Annotated in this window: 15 protein-coding genes; 12 read left to right on the plus strand and 3 right to left on the minus strand. The window is 57.4% G+C overall.

All coding sequences use genetic code 11. The features are described from left to right. Positions 1-175 precede the first annotated feature (175 nt). Positions 176-715 carry a hypothetical protein gene (locus ACZ5C7_RS20555; protein WP_464378115.1) on the minus strand — a complete coding sequence of 180 codons (540 nt, stop codon included), beginning with the start codon at positions 713-715 and terminating at the stop codon, positions 176-178. Positions 716-1,065: 350 nt separating this feature from the next. Between ACZ5C7_RS20555 and ACZ5C7_RS20560 the strand changes: the two genes are divergently transcribed. After that, positions 1,066-1,227: a DUF7838 family putative zinc beta-ribbon protein gene (locus tag ACZ5C7_RS20560; protein WP_464378116.1), complete on the plus strand. Its 162-nt coding sequence runs from the start codon at positions 1,066-1,068 to the stop codon at positions 1,225-1,227. Between the two features lie 107 nt (positions 1,228-1,334). On the opposite strand, the gene ACZ5C7_RS20565 is transcribed toward ACZ5C7_RS20560, so the two are convergent. Continuing rightward, positions 1,335-2,243 (minus strand): serine/threonine-protein kinase RIO2, encoded by a 909-nt coding sequence (locus tag ACZ5C7_RS20565; protein ID WP_464378117.1) that lies wholly within the window; start codon positions 2,241-2,243, stop codon positions 1,335-1,337. Positions 2,244-3,074: 831 nt separating this feature from the next. On the opposite strand from ACZ5C7_RS20565, the gene ACZ5C7_RS20570 reads away from it, so the two are divergent. The 3 genes from ACZ5C7_RS20570 (at position 3,075) to ACZ5C7_RS20580 (ending at position 6,328) form a co-directional block, all read left to right on the plus strand. Beyond that, complete coding sequence (locus ACZ5C7_RS20570; RefSeq protein ID WP_464378118.1) at positions 3,075-4,184, plus strand: FecCD family ABC transporter permease; 1,110 nt, start codon at positions 3,075-3,077, stop codon at positions 4,182-4,184. A 119-nt stretch (positions 4,185-4,303) separates the two neighbouring features. Continuing rightward, a complete protein-coding gene (locus tag ACZ5C7_RS20575) occupies positions 4,304-5,149 on the plus strand; it encodes an ABC transporter ATP-binding protein (protein WP_464378488.1) in 846 nt (281 codons plus the stop codon). Between the two features lie 51 nt (positions 5,150-5,200). Then, positions 5,201-6,328: an ABC transporter substrate-binding protein gene (locus tag ACZ5C7_RS20580; protein WP_464378119.1), complete on the plus strand. Its 1,128-nt coding sequence runs from the start codon at positions 5,201-5,203 to the stop codon at positions 6,326-6,328. Positions 6,329-6,435: 107 nt separating this feature from the next. On the opposite strand, the gene ACZ5C7_RS20585 is transcribed toward ACZ5C7_RS20580, so the two are convergent. After that, entirely contained in the window at positions 6,436-6,657 is a 222-nt protein-coding gene (locus tag ACZ5C7_RS20585; protein ID WP_464378120.1) for a hypothetical protein, read from the minus strand. 181 nt (positions 6,658-6,838) lie between these two features. On the opposite strand from ACZ5C7_RS20585, the gene ACZ5C7_RS20590 reads away from it, so the two are divergent. From ACZ5C7_RS20590 to ACZ5C7_RS20625, 8 genes are all read left to right on the plus strand, one after another. Beyond that, the gene (locus tag ACZ5C7_RS20590) at positions 6,839-7,531 is read left to right on the plus strand and encodes an O-methyltransferase (RefSeq protein WP_464378121.1); all 693 of its coding nucleotides are present in this window, start codon (positions 6,839-6,841) and stop codon (positions 7,529-7,531) included. A 234-nt stretch (positions 7,532-7,765) separates the two neighbouring features. Further along, positions 7,766-8,917: a FecCD family ABC transporter permease gene (locus tag ACZ5C7_RS20595; protein WP_464378122.1), complete on the plus strand. Its 1,152-nt coding sequence runs from the start codon at positions 7,766-7,768 to the stop codon at positions 8,915-8,917. A 35-nt stretch (positions 8,918-8,952) separates the two neighbouring features. Then, positions 8,953-9,834, plus strand: coding sequence for an ABC transporter ATP-binding protein (locus tag ACZ5C7_RS20600; protein WP_464378123.1), 882 nt, complete (start codon positions 8,953-8,955; stop codon positions 9,832-9,834). A gap of 107 nt (positions 9,835-9,941) precedes the next feature. Then, the gene (locus tag ACZ5C7_RS20605) at positions 9,942-11,078 is read left to right on the plus strand and encodes an ABC transporter substrate-binding protein (protein ID WP_464378124.1); all 1,137 of its coding nucleotides are present in this window, start codon (positions 9,942-9,944) and stop codon (positions 11,076-11,078) included. A gap of 121 nt (positions 11,079-11,199) precedes the next feature. Further along, positions 11,200-12,156, plus strand: coding sequence for a DUF7551 domain-containing protein (locus ACZ5C7_RS20610; protein WP_464378125.1), 957 nt, complete (start codon positions 11,200-11,202; stop codon positions 12,154-12,156). A 478-nt stretch (positions 12,157-12,634) separates the two neighbouring features. Then, entirely contained in the window at positions 12,635-13,285 is a 651-nt protein-coding gene (locus ACZ5C7_RS20615; RefSeq protein WP_464378126.1) for a helix-turn-helix domain-containing protein, read from the plus strand. A gap of 142 nt (positions 13,286-13,427) precedes the next feature. After that, the gene (locus ACZ5C7_RS20620) at positions 13,428-14,372 is read left to right on the plus strand and encodes a ferritin family protein (RefSeq protein ID WP_464378127.1); all 945 of its coding nucleotides are present in this window, start codon (positions 13,428-13,430) and stop codon (positions 14,370-14,372) included. 278 nt (positions 14,373-14,650) lie between these two features. Continuing rightward, complete coding sequence (locus tag ACZ5C7_RS20625) at positions 14,651-15,475, plus strand: lipoate--protein ligase family protein (protein WP_464378128.1); 825 nt, start codon at positions 14,651-14,653, stop codon at positions 15,473-15,475. Positions 15,476-15,556 lie beyond the last annotated feature (81 nt).

A 15,556-nucleotide genomic window follows, 5' to 3' on the forward strand; every position in this document is an offset into this window, starting at 1 on the left:
GCGGTTCAAAACGGAGCAATTCAGAACGGAGAGATTTAGAACGGAGCGGATCTGTTCCAAATCCGATCTGGAACGAGGGTGGTTCGGAACGGAAACGGGTAGCAACGTACTGGACACTCTCGAGTAACGGGCTGTGTTCGATGTCAAAAAACAGTTCTCGCCAGCGCTGGCTGACCTACGACGATTGTACTTCGAGGACGATCCGTCCGTCGTCGGGCGTCTCGACCACGACGTACTCCTCGAGTGTCTCGCACTCGTCATCGTCGACCGCGTCGCGTTCTTCTTCGGTACCCTCGTCGGGTTCAACCGACCCCTCAGCCGTGTAGAAGACGAACGGGCCGTCGTACTCGTGAGCGTCGGCGTCGAACGCGACGTACCCCTCATCGCCTTCGTAGGTCACCTCCCAGATCACGTGCGTCTCGTCTTCCGTTGGTGCATCTTCGCCCGAGTCACCGGCCGAAAGCGGCGTCCGATCGTCGAAGTCGGAATGGAGACACGCGTGTTCGTGATCGACGTTCTCTTCGACGAGTAACTCGAGCGTGTGTTCCTCCGGCTCGGAATCGGGCTCTGACTCGGAGTCATCATCACCGTCGCCCGTCGTTTCGGTACCGTCGTCAGTCTCTTCGGACGCATCGTCGGACGCGCATCCGGCGAGCACAGCCATCGATATCGCCCCTGTACCGGCTTCGAGGACCCTTCGTCGTGAGAGCTCCATGCTATCAGTACCGTATTTGTTGTTTAAAATTGTTACTATAAAGAACAGTTTTAATATTCTTCGTGCCTCCGATAGACGAAGGAAAGACAGCTGAATTATCTCCGTCCATCGTCGGTGGGCGCTCCGGCACACTTCCAAAGATGCGTGACGATTACTCCACTTCGTGTCCGTCGTTTCCACCGAGAGTTCGATACGATAATGTCCCGTTGCCGGCTCGAGATGGAATCCGAAAACGCGTTCGGAGAGTACCGTACTTTTGTATAGCGTTATGGGGTTTATTGTATAACCAAGTCCAGAACGTCGTGCTCAAAATCAGTACGTTAAACTCGGTTCGTTCGTTATCGTCTCGTATGTCCCAGGAACTCGAACACGAGTGCCCGGAGTGTGGGGTCAAAACCTTCTACCGCGCCGCCAGTACGACTCTGCACCTCGGCGAGAAGATCAAGTGGCACTGTCCGGATTGTGAATACGGCTTCGTCCAGATCAACGACATCGACTCGAGCGCGGTGTAGCGCCGCGACAAGAACGTTCGACTGCTCGAAGTCGGTTCCGCCGCCTCGAAGGCTTACAGTTCCGACATCGGGAAGAAGCTCCATTCAGTACTTCGGCCAAAACGCCGCTATTCGAGATCCGCGATCGACTCGAAGGAACCGTCGGCGATCGCGTCCGCGGCCCGATCACTCTCGAGATCGTCCGAAACGTGATTCGGATACTTTCGGCGGAAATAGCCCACGATATTCTTCACGTCCCGTCGAAGGAACGTCGTCGCGTTTTCGTGGTCCGTTGGGACGGACTGGGGCCAGTCGAAGATTTTTATCCCCGCTTCGCTGACGAAAACGTTGTACTCGCTCATATCGGCGTGGACGTAGCCGAGCTCGTAGGCTCGAGTGAGCTCTTGCAACAGGAGGTCGAGCACGCCCCGAACCTGTTCGTCCTCGAGTTTGGTCTGGGAGAGTTCGACGCCGTCCATCTTCTCCATGACGATGGCGTGGCGGTTCTGTTCGATCGGACGCGGAACCGATACGTCAGGATACAGGGACTCGAGGATGTCGTGTTCCCGTTCGGCGGCTTTTCGGGCGGTGTACATCCAGGAGACGTGATCGTTATCGGCGGTGTAATCGCGCTCTTTGTGGACCTCTCGAAAGTTCGTATAGCCCTCGCGGTGATACTTCAGCGCAAGCGGTTTGTACGATTTGACCTCGTAGACGTCGCTTTCCTTGCCGACGCCCAGCGGCGATCCGAACTCCGAAATCGTGTCGCCTTCGACGAGCGCGCGCAACGCGAGCGTATCGTAGCCCTCGAACTGGAGGGTGTATCCCTCGTACTGGATCGTCTTTTTCTCGACTAATCCGCGTTTGAGACACCGCTCGAGGCGGTAGTCGACCTCCTCCGGAGTCAATCCGGAAAAGTCCGTCAATTTCTCTCGCTGGACCCACTCGGAGAAGCGCATCCCCTGTTCGACCCCCGAGAGGAGATAGAAGTCCTCGGTTTCGAGTTCCGGCAAGAGATTGGCGATATTCCGCACCATGGGCGGTGTACCCGCCGGATACGTAAAAACGTCGTGACGCGCGACTCTCGAAGGGTTGTCGAAGGAATACTCGCGGCCATAAACCGTATATCGGGATAGCAATTCTTTACTCGAGCGCCTGCCAGCGGTTCGGAAGATGTTTCGAGCGCGACTGACCCGATCATCTCATTGGTTCGCTCCGGCCCACACGATTGGCTGTTCGCTTCGAGACACACGAGTGAGCGGTTGATCGATCGAGTTCCGCACGAGGAGCGGCGAATGGGTAGCGCAACTGGATCGAACCAAACGTCATCGAGAAGTGATCTACATTGCACAATACACGTCGACCGCTTCCCTAACTCGTAGTGGGCGAGCGAGCACCAACGAGTGGGTAGAACAGTTCGCCCACCGCTCTAACACATACCGACCACGCCACTCAACGGACAAACGGTCGCTGAATCGTCTGGCACCTGTAGTGTCGACAGTTTCATCGAAAATATGCTCGCTCGACGCATTGTTTCACACGACTTCGATTTCAGTGGCAGAACTTCCGAATGATCCACTTTGCGTACTCGAGACTGAGAGCGTATTGATCGAAAGAATAGGCTTTAGTAAATCACCCTACTGCGTCGGGATGTAGTGTCTCGCTGTTTTCCCCGGGCCGGTCAATCAGTTCGTCGCCGCCGGATTCCTCGAGGGTGCAGTCACGATTGTTCCAGCGTGACGCCTCGAGCGACGTGATTTTATGTAGTAAGTCGTCGCCGTCTAGCGGTTCACCAGACCCGGTTGCTCGAGTCCCCGACCAGCGCAAATCGTAACTACTAAGCGTGTTTTAGGACCACCTAAAATCGAATGGCAGAATTGCAGGCGACCGATGACCGCTCGGCTGGTCGGGACCGAGAGAATTGGGTCACGCGGAAGCTCGTGCTCTTTTGTCTCGCGAGCGCGGCTATCACCGTCGCCGCGGGATTAGTGCAGGTACGGTACGGCTCGTACTCGATGACGTTCCCAGAGGCCGTCCGCGCGGTGACCGATCCGACGATCGTGTTCAACCTCGAGGCCTGGAACGCGTTCCTGCTCGGCGGCGACCTCCCCGAGATGGAGCCGAACAGACTCATCGTCTGGGAGATGCGGTTGCCGCGCGTGCTGGTCGCGATCATCACCGGTGCCACGCTTGCGATCTCGGGCGCGATCTTTCAGGGAGTGACTCGAAACGAACTCGCGAGTCCGTTCGTACTGGGCATCTCGTCGGGGGCCGGATTCGCCGTGCTCGCCACGCTGGTCGTCTTCAGCGGGCTCGCACCGTTTCTCCCGTTCATCGCAACCCTCGGCGGTACCCTCGCGTTTCTGGTCGTCTACGTGATCGCTTGGAAGGATGGAACCAGTCCCGTGCGGCTCGTGCTCGCGGGCGTCATCGTCAACATGGTTTTCCAGTCGCTTCAGCAAGGGCTGTTCTTCTTTGCCGACGACCTCGGCGTCGTCCAGACGGCAATTTCGTGGCTCACCGGATCTCTCACGGGGACTGGTTGGGGTGAGGTTCGGATGGCGCTCCTCCCCGCGATCCTCTCGATCGTCCTCGCGCTGGCCGGCGCACGACAACTTAACATATTGTTGCTTGGCGAACGCACGGCTCGATCGCTCGGCATGCGAGTCGAACTGATCCGATTCCTCCTCTCGGCGGTGGCGATCCTCGCTGCCGGCGTTGCGATCTCCGTCGCGGGCGTGGTCAGCTTCTTCGGCCTCGTCGTCCCGCACATCGTACGAAACACGATCGGGAGCGACTATCGTCCCCTCCTGGTCGGATGTCTGTTTGCCGGTCCGGCGCTGATGGTCACCGCCGATGTCGGCGCCCGTCTCGCGCTCGGCGGAACGCAGATCCCCGTCGGCGTGGTCACCGGGCTGATCGGCGGCCCGTACTTCCTCTATCTGATGCGAAAACAACGTTCCATGGGTGAAATCTGATGGTCCAAGATAACGACAGTTCGAACCCCACCGACGCGGCGCCCGACGGACGGGCGACCGCCGAACCGCGACTCGACGCGAACGAAACGGCTTCGTCTGTACCCCCGAGAACGGATTCGATGGCGACAGACCCGATCGATAGCGATTCGGAGCGCCACGACGACGGAGCCGACAGCGCACTCGTCGGCGACTCGCTCGAGTTGAGCTATCCCGGGATCGAGGAGACGATCGTCGACTGCACGCGGGTCGACATTCCGGCGGGAGAGGTGACCGCACTCGTCGGTCCGAACGGCAGCGGAAAGAGTACCCTTCTGAAGGCGCTCTCGAGTCACCTCAAACCCGAAAGCGGAGTTGTCCGTCTCAACGGGGAGGACCTCCGGTCGTTCGGACAGAAAGAAATCGCCCGCGAGCTCGGAATTCTCTCCCAGGAAAACGATTCGGCGAGTTCGCTCACCGTCGAGGATCTCGTCTATTACGGTCGGTATCCACACCGTGGAGCCTTCGATGGGATCTCCGAGGAGGATCGACGAGCCGTCGAGCGGGCGATCGACCTCGCGGGTATCGATCACCTTCGGAACGCGGAACTCGGACAACTCAGCGGCGGTCAGAAACAACTCGCGTGGATCGCGATGGTCTTCGCTCAGGACACCGACATCCTCCTGCTCGACGAGCCGACGACGTACCTCGATCTCCACCACCAGTTTCGCGTGCTCGAGACGGTTCGTCAGTTAAACGAACAGCGGGACGTCACGGTCGCTATCGTCCTCCACGACATCTCTCAGGCGGCTCGGTTCGCGGACTACCTCATCGCGATGGACGACGGGAAGCTCTACGACTGGGGACCGCCCAAGGAGATCGTCACGGAGCAATTGCTGGCGGACGTATTCGGCGTCGAGGCGACCGTCCAGCACGAGCCCGAGTTACAAATCCTTCCGAAACGAGCGCTCGCGACTAAACGTCGGTAACGATACCGTCGATTTCGAAACTGCTTTAAACTTTTAGGCTAGCCTAAAAATATGGGAACCGAAACGTACCGAACGAGACGACAATTGCTTCGATCGAGCGCTGCGGTGGCCGGAATCGGGGTGGTAGCCGGTTGTATAACCGACGACGGAACCGACGATGGAAACAACGACGGATCGAGCGGCGGCTACGAGGTGACGATGGAGCCCATCGGGACCGTCGAGTTCGACTCAGTTCCGGAGACCTGGGCCGCTAATAACGGAAGCTGGGCCGATATGGGCGTCGCGCTCGGGCAGGACCCCCCGGAAGCCGTCTACCTCACCGATCGGTATCACACCCAGCTGTACGACGAGATTCCTGGCGTGAGCGTCGACAAGAGCGACATGACGGCGCTCTGGGAAGGCGAACTCGACCCGGAGGAGTTCCTCTCGCTGGGCCAGGACGTCGACGTGTTCGTCATGGACCCGAACTTCATCATCGGTCGAACCGATCACTGGAGCGAAGAGGACGTCGAACAGATCGAGGCCGCGGGGACGCCGTTTTTCGGAACCAGCATCTTTTCCCGGGGCTACGATTGGCACGACTACGAGTACCTGACGCTGTACGACGCGTTCGAGAAACTATCGGAGGCGTTCCAAGAAACGGAACGCTACGAAGCCTTCGAGGCGGTTCACGACGAGTTTCAGGACGAACTCGAGAAGATCGTTCCGCCGGAGGACGAACGGCCGTCGGTCGCCATCATGTGGCCCCAACCGGCCGAGCAACCGACGGAGTTCTCGCCGTACCTCATTGACGAGGGAACGAGTTTCAAGCAGTGGCGGGATCTCGGCGTCGAGGACGCGTTCGCGACGACGGAGGTCGACGATTTCCACGCCGGCCGTTCGCGGGTCGATTACGAGTTGCTGCTCGATATCGATCCCGACGTGTTGTTGGTCCGAGCCAACGAGGCCAAGACCGCCGAGGAATTCCAAGACACCGTCGTCTCGTTTATGAAAGAACACAACGTCGCCAGCTCGCTGACCGCGGTCGAGAACGACGACGTCTACCGCGGCGGGCCGCTGTACCAGGGTCCCATTACGAACCTCGTGCTCACGGAGCGTGCGGCGAACCAGGTCTACGATATCGACCGCGAGTTGTTCGATCGTGATCGCGTCGGCGACATCGTAAACGGGGACTTCTGAATCGATCTCTAGTATGTCCGATTCGCACCCGAAGGACGCAGAACCGACCGACGACGAGTACGACGTCGTCGTCGTGGGCGGCGGCGCGTCTTGGAGGGGGTCGCCGACTACTGGGACTGGCGCGTCTGGGAGGGACTTACGGCGACGAGCAGCGGCACGAACACGTCGACGAGTGGATCGAGGGAACGCGTCCGACCGGCCGCACCCTCGAGGACGATCGCGTCAAACGAATTCGACGGGCGATCAAACGGGAGCGACTCGAGTTCGAACGGGACGACGCCGACCGCCGCCGCAGAATCGAACGCAGTCGCGAACTCCTCGAACGCCACCTTTGAGGGGACGATACGGCCGTGTGACCTGAAATCGGCCGCGTGACCTGAAGCTTGGGAGCATGGAATCGGTTTCACGCTCTCGAGCAAGTCGGCGTATCTCGAACCGTTGCATCATATTTAGGCCGCCCTAAACATCGGCAGGTTTAATATATTTAGGCCAACCTAAAGCTAGTGGACTATGTCTACTATCCAAACTGACGTAACAGCCGAATATCTCGATTCGATGGAACCCGCTGCTGATGATCTCGTAAGGGAGATGGAAGAACACGCGAGGAAGGATGGGATTCCCATTGCCAGTCGTTCAGTTGCGGGCCTCCAATCGATCCTCGCGCGTGCAACCGGCGCTGACCGCGCTCTCGAGTTCGGAACAGCCATCGGATACTCGACGCTGCACGTTGCGAGGACGGGAACTGACGTCGTTACCACCGAAGTTGACACCGAACGGATTGATTCTGCGGTCGACTATCTGCAACGTGATGGCATCGATGTCGAAGTGCTCAGCGATCCCACGAAAATCGACTCGGCTTCGACGGGCGATGGATCCGTGTTCATCGTCGAAGGACCCGCACTGGAGACGGTATCCCAACTTGGCGGATCATTTGATCTCATTTTCCTCGATGCTATCAAGGAAGAGTACGAGGAGTATCTCGGTGAATCGCTGCCGTTGCTGACAGTCGGTGGGGTCGTCGTTGCAGACAATCTTTTGCGAGGAGGCGAAGTCGCGGCCGCTGAAATAGCTAGCGAAGAAACCACTCAATCGTCAGTAGCTGCAGTTCAAAGATTCAATGAGTCGTTCATCAACCACGACGAACTGACTGCTATCATCACGCCGCAGGCAGACGGGACCGGTATTGGGGTGAAAGTCGAGTAATCGAAGCAGGCGTGGGCGATTTGCAATACATCGAATCGGAAATTAGTTCGAATCCGTTTTAGACCCGAGTATTTTAGGTTAGCCAAAATCAAAGCATATATGGTATTTTAGGTGCACCTAAAAATATGGCATTGAAGCCGGCTGCATTTCACTTACCAACGGCCGATAGAATCCTACTCTCAACAGAGGCGAATCCAGAAAAACGTCTTCCAGTACAACCCAGAGGGAAAATCGATGGCTGATGTCCATTCCGAGGATGCATCGCCATCCCATCGGAATCGGTCGGAAAGAGTGATGGTCGACCCAAAGCTACTCATGGTTTGTGTCGGCGGGTCAGCGGTAATCGTGCTTAGCGGGCTTATTCAGCTAAGTTTCGGTGCGTATTCGATGTCAATCGGACAAGCGTGGCGCGCATTATTCGATCCTGCCGTCATCTTCGATTACCGATGGCTGCTGAACTTCTTCCTCGGAGAGGGGCTCTTAGAGACGCTCACCGGATACCGGGTCGAACAGTTACCTGAACTCTCCACCGAGACGCATATCGTGTGGGATCTACGATTGCCGCGCGTGATCGTTGCGATTATAGTGGGAATGAATCTCGCCGTTTCCGGTACTGTCTTTCAAGCGGTCACTCGAAACGAGCTTGCGAGCCCGTTCATTCTCGGCGTTTCTTCCGGAGCGGGCCTTATGATCCTCCTCGTTCTGACGGTGTTCTCCGGGCTGACGACGTTCCTTCCGTTGATTGCCGCAGCAGGAGGTGCCCTCGCATTCCTTCTGGTGTACGTAATCGCGTGGAACCACGGAACGAGTCCTGTCCGCCTGGTTTTAGCAGGTGTTATCGTCGGGACGGTGGCCGGGTCCTTCCAGACAGCGTTGTTCGTGTTCACCGACGACATCGGTGTCGTTCAACAGGCAATCTCGTGGCTTAATGGATCCCTTTCAGGTGTTGGTTGGCAGGAAGTGAGGATGGCACTCCCCTGGTCGACCGTTGCCGTCGGAATCGGGTATCTCAGCTCCCGACAACTCGATGTGCTATTACTCGGCGAGGATACTGCCTCATCCCTCGGAATGTCCGTCGAACGCATCCGATTTGCGCTTTCAGGCGTCGCCGTCCTTGCAGCGGCTGTGAGCATTGCCGTCGCAGGAATCGTTAGTTTCGTTGGATTGATCGTTCCACACATCGTCCGGAACCTCGTCGGTAGCAACCACAAGAAGTTGATGATCGGCTGTCTGTTCGTCGGTCCTGCGTTGATGATTTCAGCGGATGTCGGGGCCCGACTCGCGCTGAATCCGGTTCAGATCCCGGTCGGGATCGTGACGGGGCTAATCGGCGGCCCGTACTTCCTCTACTTGATGCGGAAGAAACAACAATTGGGTGAACTCTGATGAACGGATTTCTACACAGTACACACTCGAGCGGCATGAACGCACCAGTTACCGACGGAGAACGAGAGCGCATCGATTCCGAAGTTACCCATCAGGGTACTGTCGAACTCACCGGGACAAACATCGGAATCACATATCCAGGTGCTGATGAACCGGTAATCGACGGAGAATCAATCGAGGTCCCGGAAGGGGAGGTTACAGCACTCATCGGACCAAATGGTAGCGGAAAGAGTACACTTCTGAAAGGAATCGCTCGCCAAGTCTCCTTGGATTCGGGCACCGTACTACTCGACGGACACGACGTCCACGAACTAGAGAAAAAAGAATTCGCTCGAAAACTCGGCCACCTCTCGCAGGAAAACGTGTCACCTGGCACCCTCACTGTCGAAGAACTCGTCTTCCACGGCAGGTACCCGCATCGAGGATTTTTTGAAGCCGTAACGGACGAGGACGAGGAAGCCGTCGAACGCGCTATTTCACTTGCAGGAGTAGATCACCTCCGAGAGCGAGAATTGAACAATCTCAGCGGCGGACAGAAACAGCTCGTCTGGATCGCAATGTCGTTAGCGCAGGAGACGGAAGTGCTCTTGCTCGATGAGCCGACCACGTTCCTCGATGTCCATCATCAGTTAGCGGTAATGGAGATCGTCGAAACGCTACGGGACCACAGCGATGTTACAATTGTTCTCGTCTTACATGATATCGAACAAGCAGCTCGCTACGCGGACCACCTGCTCGCACTCAAGGAGGGATCAATTCACGCGCGTGGTCCGCCAAATCAGATTCTCACAGAAGGTTTGCTAGCAGATGTCTTTCAGATCGAAGCTCGCGTAGAGTCCGACGACGATTCGATCGGACCGAAGATCGTTCCAATAAGTCCACTCCACGAGGACACTTCTATCAATCCAGACCAGTAGTCTCTGCGGATTTCCATAATTTCCCACCGATTTATCTGTGAAAAGACCAGGTTTTAGGTAGGCCTAAATCACAACACTTTTAATCTTTTAGGTGAACCTAAACTTGTATGACGAAAAGACGACGTGTACTCGCATCGACTGCAAGCCTTCTGTCGGTCGGCGTTGCAGGATGCTTCGCGGATACTGATGATTCGGACGGTGGAAACCCCGAGAACGGAGAGGTCGACCCGTACGAGGTGTGCGTAGAACCGGGAGGGTGTCACACATTTGATCACGTCCCGGAGGAATTCTTCGTAATACCAGGATCGCAAGAGGATATGGCGATGGCGCTGGGTCTACAACCGGAAGCCCACGCATACCCCGAACGGAAGCCGTACAAATTCTACGACCAGCTACCCGGTGTCGAACACAACCCTGCTGATATTCTCCAGTACGGTGAAGGAGAATCAGCACGAGACTACGATCGAGAGATTTTCTACGAAATCGATCCCGATGTCATCTTGGCCGATCCACGGATGCTCCAAAACTACTCTAACTGGAGCGACGCAGACATGGATGAAATCGAGACGGCCGTCGCTCCCTTCCTCGGGTCATCCATTCGATTCGACTTCGACGGCGAGGAACCGTACTACACGATGTACGAACTATTCGAGAAGGTAGCCGAGATCTTCCAGCGCCGAGACCAGTACGAGGCGTGGGTTTCGCTCCGCGACGAATTTATCGAGGAGATCGAATCGAACCTTCCAGCCGAAGACGAGAGACCGTCGGTTGCTCTCTTCTGGCGAGGTATCAATGCTGACGCAGGGGAGTTCCAGCCAGCACCCATCAACGAGAAACGCAACGATGCACAGAGTTTCCGAGATCTCGGTTTCGAGGATGCGTTCGAAGGGATGGACGTTCCCGGCGACATCGGATACGAAACCTTGCTCGACGTTGATCCGGATTACATCGCCGCCCTCAACTTGTCCTCGATGACCGGCGAGGAGTGGCAAACGGAAGTCGTGGAACCGCTCGAGGACCATTCGACCGGCCGCCGGCTATCGGCGGTCGAGGACGGTAATGTGGTTCGCTCGTCCGGGCAATTTATGGGTCCAGTCGCACATCTCTTCTCGACCGAGGCGCTTGCCAAGCAAGTGTATCCGGACCAGTTCGGCGAGTGGCCCGGCGATTCGGTGGATATTCCGACCGACGAACAGCTCTTCGATCGGGAGCGCGTCGCGGATATCATCAACAACGAGATATGAGAACAGATCACCGCGATTCGCTAGGAACGAACCTTTACGGCGTTCTGAGAACCCGCCTTCGAGGGTCCATCACTCGAGAGCAGCATCCGTCGTTCAGCCGACGGCGCTGATCCCGACAACCATGATCGGAACGACACTCGGAGACATTCGCCAGCATTTAGAGGCGCTCGCCGACGAGACGGGACCGTACTACCTGCGCTGTGGTCGCACCGGCGAACGCCCCGCGCCCGCAATTGGTCTTCGCTTCGAAAACAGGCCGACCGCTCGAGCGGGCGCGCGAGCGACAGAACAGTACCGGGCCGCCCTCCGTCGGTACGACCCGCAACTGCCGCGGTACGACGTGATCGTCTGTCAGGATAGCAACGACTCAAATGGAGGGACTTCGCCTCGAACCGTCGGTAACTCCTCCGACGAGGATACTTCTCGCGATGAGGTGTCTCGACAATCGACCGACGTTCACGACGCGGCCCTGCCGATGCCGCCCGACGGAGTGGACGGCGAGGAATCGCTCATCGACTTCTGTCACGCCATCGCCGGAGCGGTGTTCGAGACCGTCGCCGAATCGTCCCATCGGTCGGTCGAACGGGCGATTATGGATACGTACCTCGAGATTGCGGAAACGATCGAATCGCCGGACGAGCTTTGCCTTCGATTGCTCGAGAGCATGGCGATCGAACTCGAGCGACAACTCGAACCGGCGGAGCAGGCGCCCCTTCTGCTCGCCGCCGCACAGCGATTGTCGTCTCCGCCGGCGAACGACGAACCGCTCGAGGTGACGTTATCGAGACTCCAGTCGGTCGCGCTTCTCGAGGACTACACTGTCGAAGAACACGCGGTCGAACGCTCGGTTCGGTCCCGATCGTGGACCGTAACGTTGTCCGCCTACGCGCTCGGACGGGCGGAAACAGGCGTCGTAACGCTCCCGCTCGTGATCGAACTGTTCCGGTACTGGTCCGAGCCGAACGTGGCGATCTCGAGCGCCAAGTCGGTCGGCGAGAAGGAGTCGACGTGGGAATTCGTGCTGACGACTGCGTCCGAGGAGAAACCGTCCGGTCTGGTCAGCGTTCCGCCCGAATAACGATCGTTGTGTGCGAGATTTCTACGTCCCAAGCCAAATACTCATCAGTAAGAACAGGATAAGCAGTTACCGATCTATCCGAGCTATGCCAAAAATCGTCTGCTGAATATAGAGGATAAGTTCGGTAGTAGGCCGTGTTTTTTCTCAGATGATTGTAGACTCAAGAGAAGACCACACAACTGCGTATCGCTTGGATTGAGGTCGGGATACGTATCCCATCTGACTGGCTATCTGAAGATAGAGACAGCAAAAACTCGTCCATACATTATTCTATCATTCAGCGCAAAATATTTTATAGTGGCCTTGGTAGGTGTTCCAGGCTCAATGTTGAATTGATACACGTCGTGATCATCGCAACTTATCTAAGATGGTTTCGTGGTGTAATCTGTCGAAGACTGTCCGGCGACATTCGGCTGTCGTAGCCACATAGGTACTGATACCAAAACTCAAACTACCTGATCAATATCGGACTCCGTTAATGAGACAAATCACACTGCTGCTCGATGCTGGTGAACAGGGGTTTCACCCGGCGGATGTAGCCCTCCGTGAGGAATCATCTGTTACTCGCAAACAGATACACTACCTCAACGTCCTCGATGAAGAGACGTTCGTTACGCTTTACGAGGTACAAGGAGACCTTGAGAGGGCTATCGAGATACTCGAGGACAGGTCGGACGTGTACAATGTGGACATCGCGGGGGATAGAGAAGGTTTCATCTTTGCTCATCTAGCGGCTGCAGAACCGGACCTGACGATGACCAAGATCCTCGACCAGAAGGAGATACTGATAGAATATCCAATAATATATACGAAACAGGGGGTAGAGATCAGACTTGCCGGAACTAGCGAGGCGATTCAGGAGGCTGCGTCGGAGATCTCTGATAGTGTTCGCACCGAACTAGTGAATCGAGGGGAGTTCCGACCCACTATCGAACAACTCCAGAAGACGCTAACCAGACGGCAGCAGGAGGTTCTTGAGCTCGCTGTCACGATGGGTTATTTTGAATTCCCTCGTGAGACGAACTATGAGGAAATTGCGGAAGAGTTGGGGATAAACCAGTCTACAGTCGCCGAGCATATCCAGCGGATAGAGGCCAAGATACTCACCCACTTCGTCCCTCAATTGTGAATCCATCGGACGATTCCACATCCGCTTTCACTCATCTCGGAGCGCCTCAAGTCTGCACAGCAGTGATTCCTATAGTCGCAATATAAACCCACCCAAGATGTCCGGCGACAATGGTGAACTCTCAGCGTCTTAAGTAGTAACCGTGACGCAAATCAAAGACACGAGCCGCGAGATGCGCATCGACCCTGACTCGTTCGCAGGCGGATACTTCGAAAACGCAGTGTATCGCCACTGGGACCCCTACGAGGACGTCCCCCAGGCTGACCTCGAAGCCGACCGGGAGCGGCTCATCGCGGACGAACCGACTGCGGCGGAGTTCGATGAGTTCCGTGGGTTCATCGCCGAGTTCGGCGCGGGTGAGGAGGCCGTGACCGAGGACCTCGCGCCCCTCATGATTGCGCTGGACGACATCAACGACCAGATGTTCGTCTCGAGCCAGCTCTACGAGGAAGCCAAACACACACAGTTCTTCGACCGGTACTGGCGCGAGGTGGTCGATCCCGTTGCCGAGACGCTCGGCCACGAAGTGACGGCTCCGACCGACCAGCGTTACTTCAACGAGGACTACGTCGCCATCTTCGATGCGACCGAGGAAGCGATGGAGCAACTGCTGACTGACGACTCCCCGGAGCAAATGGCGCGCGCCATCAGCCACTACCACCTCACTATCGAGAGCGTGGTCGCCCAAACAGGGTACTTCGGGTTCCAAAGTATCTTCAGTGACAGCGGCCGCGACGACGTGGCCCGCCGCGAGTGGCCGGAACTGTCTGGTCTCATCGAAGGTATCACCTACGTCCGAAGCGACGAGGGCCGCCACGTTGGCTGGGGAATGCAGAAGGTGCGCTCGCTTATTCAAGATGCTGGCGTCAAACCCCAAGTTGTCCGAGACACTCTTCAAGGACTGATGCCCCGCGTCGTAGGCGCTAGCGCGACCGACTCGGAGATCTCTCGTACCGAACCGCTCGCCGAATTCTCCAGAGACAAACTGACGCGGCGCATCGAGATTATCACCGACAAGGACGCTACACTCCCCACGATAGAAGAACTCACCCGCGTCGAGAGTGGTTACGACGCCGGGAGCCACTAAGCTACCCTCACATCCAGGTGACGTTTCCGGGAACCTCCTCTCTACGAGATACGCGCTCTGTATTCGACACGATGCTGTGTGTCTTACTCGAATCTGATAGAACGCTTGCTGGTCAATAGGCACTTGTAGTGAGCATAGACCGTGCGTTCGCGCGGGGCGTGAGGACTCGGACAGTAACCAAACGAATTCTGAGACGAACGATCGTGCTTCGACAGCCCTCCGTAGAACCAAGACGAGGCTCCGCAACCACTAACTCGAGTCGACACGTCTGTCGGTGTATGACAACGGGTGACCTCGAGCGCCGGGACTGGCGACTAATCAAAGACGACCCTCGCGACGGCCCGACACAGATGGCACTCGAGGAGGTCGCGGCCCGAACGGCCCTCGAGGACGACCTCCGAACGGTTCGGGTCTACTCCTGGGAACCCAGCACGCTCTCGATGGGGTATCGACAGGACGCGGAGACGGTCGACTGGGAGTGGTGTGAACGAAACGGAGTCGGCGTCACCCGGCGGCAAACGGGCGGCGGCGGGATCTACCACGATTCGGTCGCCGACATCTCCTATACGATCGTTGCACCCGCCGAGGAGGTCCCCGGGGATCTCATGGACTGTTACGCCATGTTCTGTGAACCGATCCTCGAGGCGTTCTCCCGGATGGGCGTCGACGCGGCCTTCGCGAGTACCGAACGCGACGCGATTTACCAGCCCTCGTGTTATTTGCGGGATATTCATCCGGCCCACGACATCGTCGTCGACGGAGCCAAGATCAGCGGCAACGCCCAGTACCGACAACGAGACGTCGTCATCCAGCACGGCTCGATAAGCTTCGATCTCGAGCCCGAACGCCACGTCGGCGTGTTCGACACCGACCTCGAGGCGGCGACGTTCACCGATCGTGTGACGAGCATTCGCGAACAGGCGGGCCTCGACCGCGAGGAGGCCGTCGATACCCTCGCCGAGAGCCTCGGCGACTGGTGTGACGCCGAGGAAGGAACGTGGCGCGACGACGAACTCGAGGCCGCAGAGGAACTGGCCGGACGGAAATTCGGAGCCGACGCCTGGGTCCGAGACCGAGAAGAGCTCGAGGCCGGCGAGCGCTGAGATCGATCGTCGTCGGGTGCCGTTCGGGAACCGCGAGCGCTGGTTGCATCGAGGAGAGATCGCGCCGGTTCGTTATACCTA

The sequence above is a fragment of the Halostagnicola alkaliphila genome (genome assembly GCF_055379965.1).

Bases quoted from the DNA above. Each gene is read 5' to 3' on its own strand.
- ACZ5C7_RS20575 (WP_464378488.1), top strand. From the start codon at position 4,304: ATGGCGACAGACCCGATCGATAGCGATTCGGAGCGCCACGACGACGGA.
- ACZ5C7_RS20555 (WP_464378115.1), bottom strand. From the start codon at position 715: ATGGAGCTCTCACGACGAAGGGTCCTCGAAGCCGGTACAGGGGCGATA.
- ACZ5C7_RS20565 (WP_464378117.1), bottom strand. From the start codon at position 2,243: ATGGTGCGGAATATCGCCAATCTCTTGCCGGAACTCGAAACCGAGGAC.
- ACZ5C7_RS20605 (WP_464378124.1), top strand. From the start codon at position 9,942: ATGACGAAAAGACGACGTGTACTCGCATCGACTGCAAGCCTTCTGTCG.
- ACZ5C7_RS20560 (WP_464378116.1), top strand. From the start codon at position 1,066: ATGTCCCAGGAACTCGAACACGAGTGCCCGGAGTGTGGGGTCAAAACC.
- ACZ5C7_RS20625 (WP_464378128.1), top strand. From the start codon at position 14,651: ATGACAACGGGTGACCTCGAGCGCCGGGACTGGCGACTAATCAAAGAC.
- ACZ5C7_RS20615 (WP_464378126.1), top strand. From the start codon at position 12,635: ATGAGACAAATCACACTGCTGCTCGATGCTGGTGAACAGGGGTTTCAC.
- ACZ5C7_RS20570 (WP_464378118.1), top strand. From the start codon at position 3,075: ATGGCAGAATTGCAGGCGACCGATGACCGCTCGGCTGGTCGGGACCGA.
- ACZ5C7_RS20595 (WP_464378122.1), top strand. From the start codon at position 7,766: ATGGCTGATGTCCATTCCGAGGATGCATCGCCATCCCATCGGAATCGG.
- ACZ5C7_RS20580 (WP_464378119.1), top strand. From the start codon at position 5,201: ATGGGAACCGAAACGTACCGAACGAGACGACAATTGCTTCGATCGAGC.
- ACZ5C7_RS20610 (WP_464378125.1), top strand. From the start codon at position 11,200: ATGATCGGAACGACACTCGGAGACATTCGCCAGCATTTAGAGGCGCTC.
- ACZ5C7_RS20600 (WP_464378123.1), top strand. From the start codon at position 8,953: ATGAACGCACCAGTTACCGACGGAGAACGAGAGCGCATCGATTCCGAA.
- ACZ5C7_RS20590 (WP_464378121.1), top strand. From the start codon at position 6,839: ATGTCTACTATCCAAACTGACGTAACAGCCGAATATCTCGATTCGATG.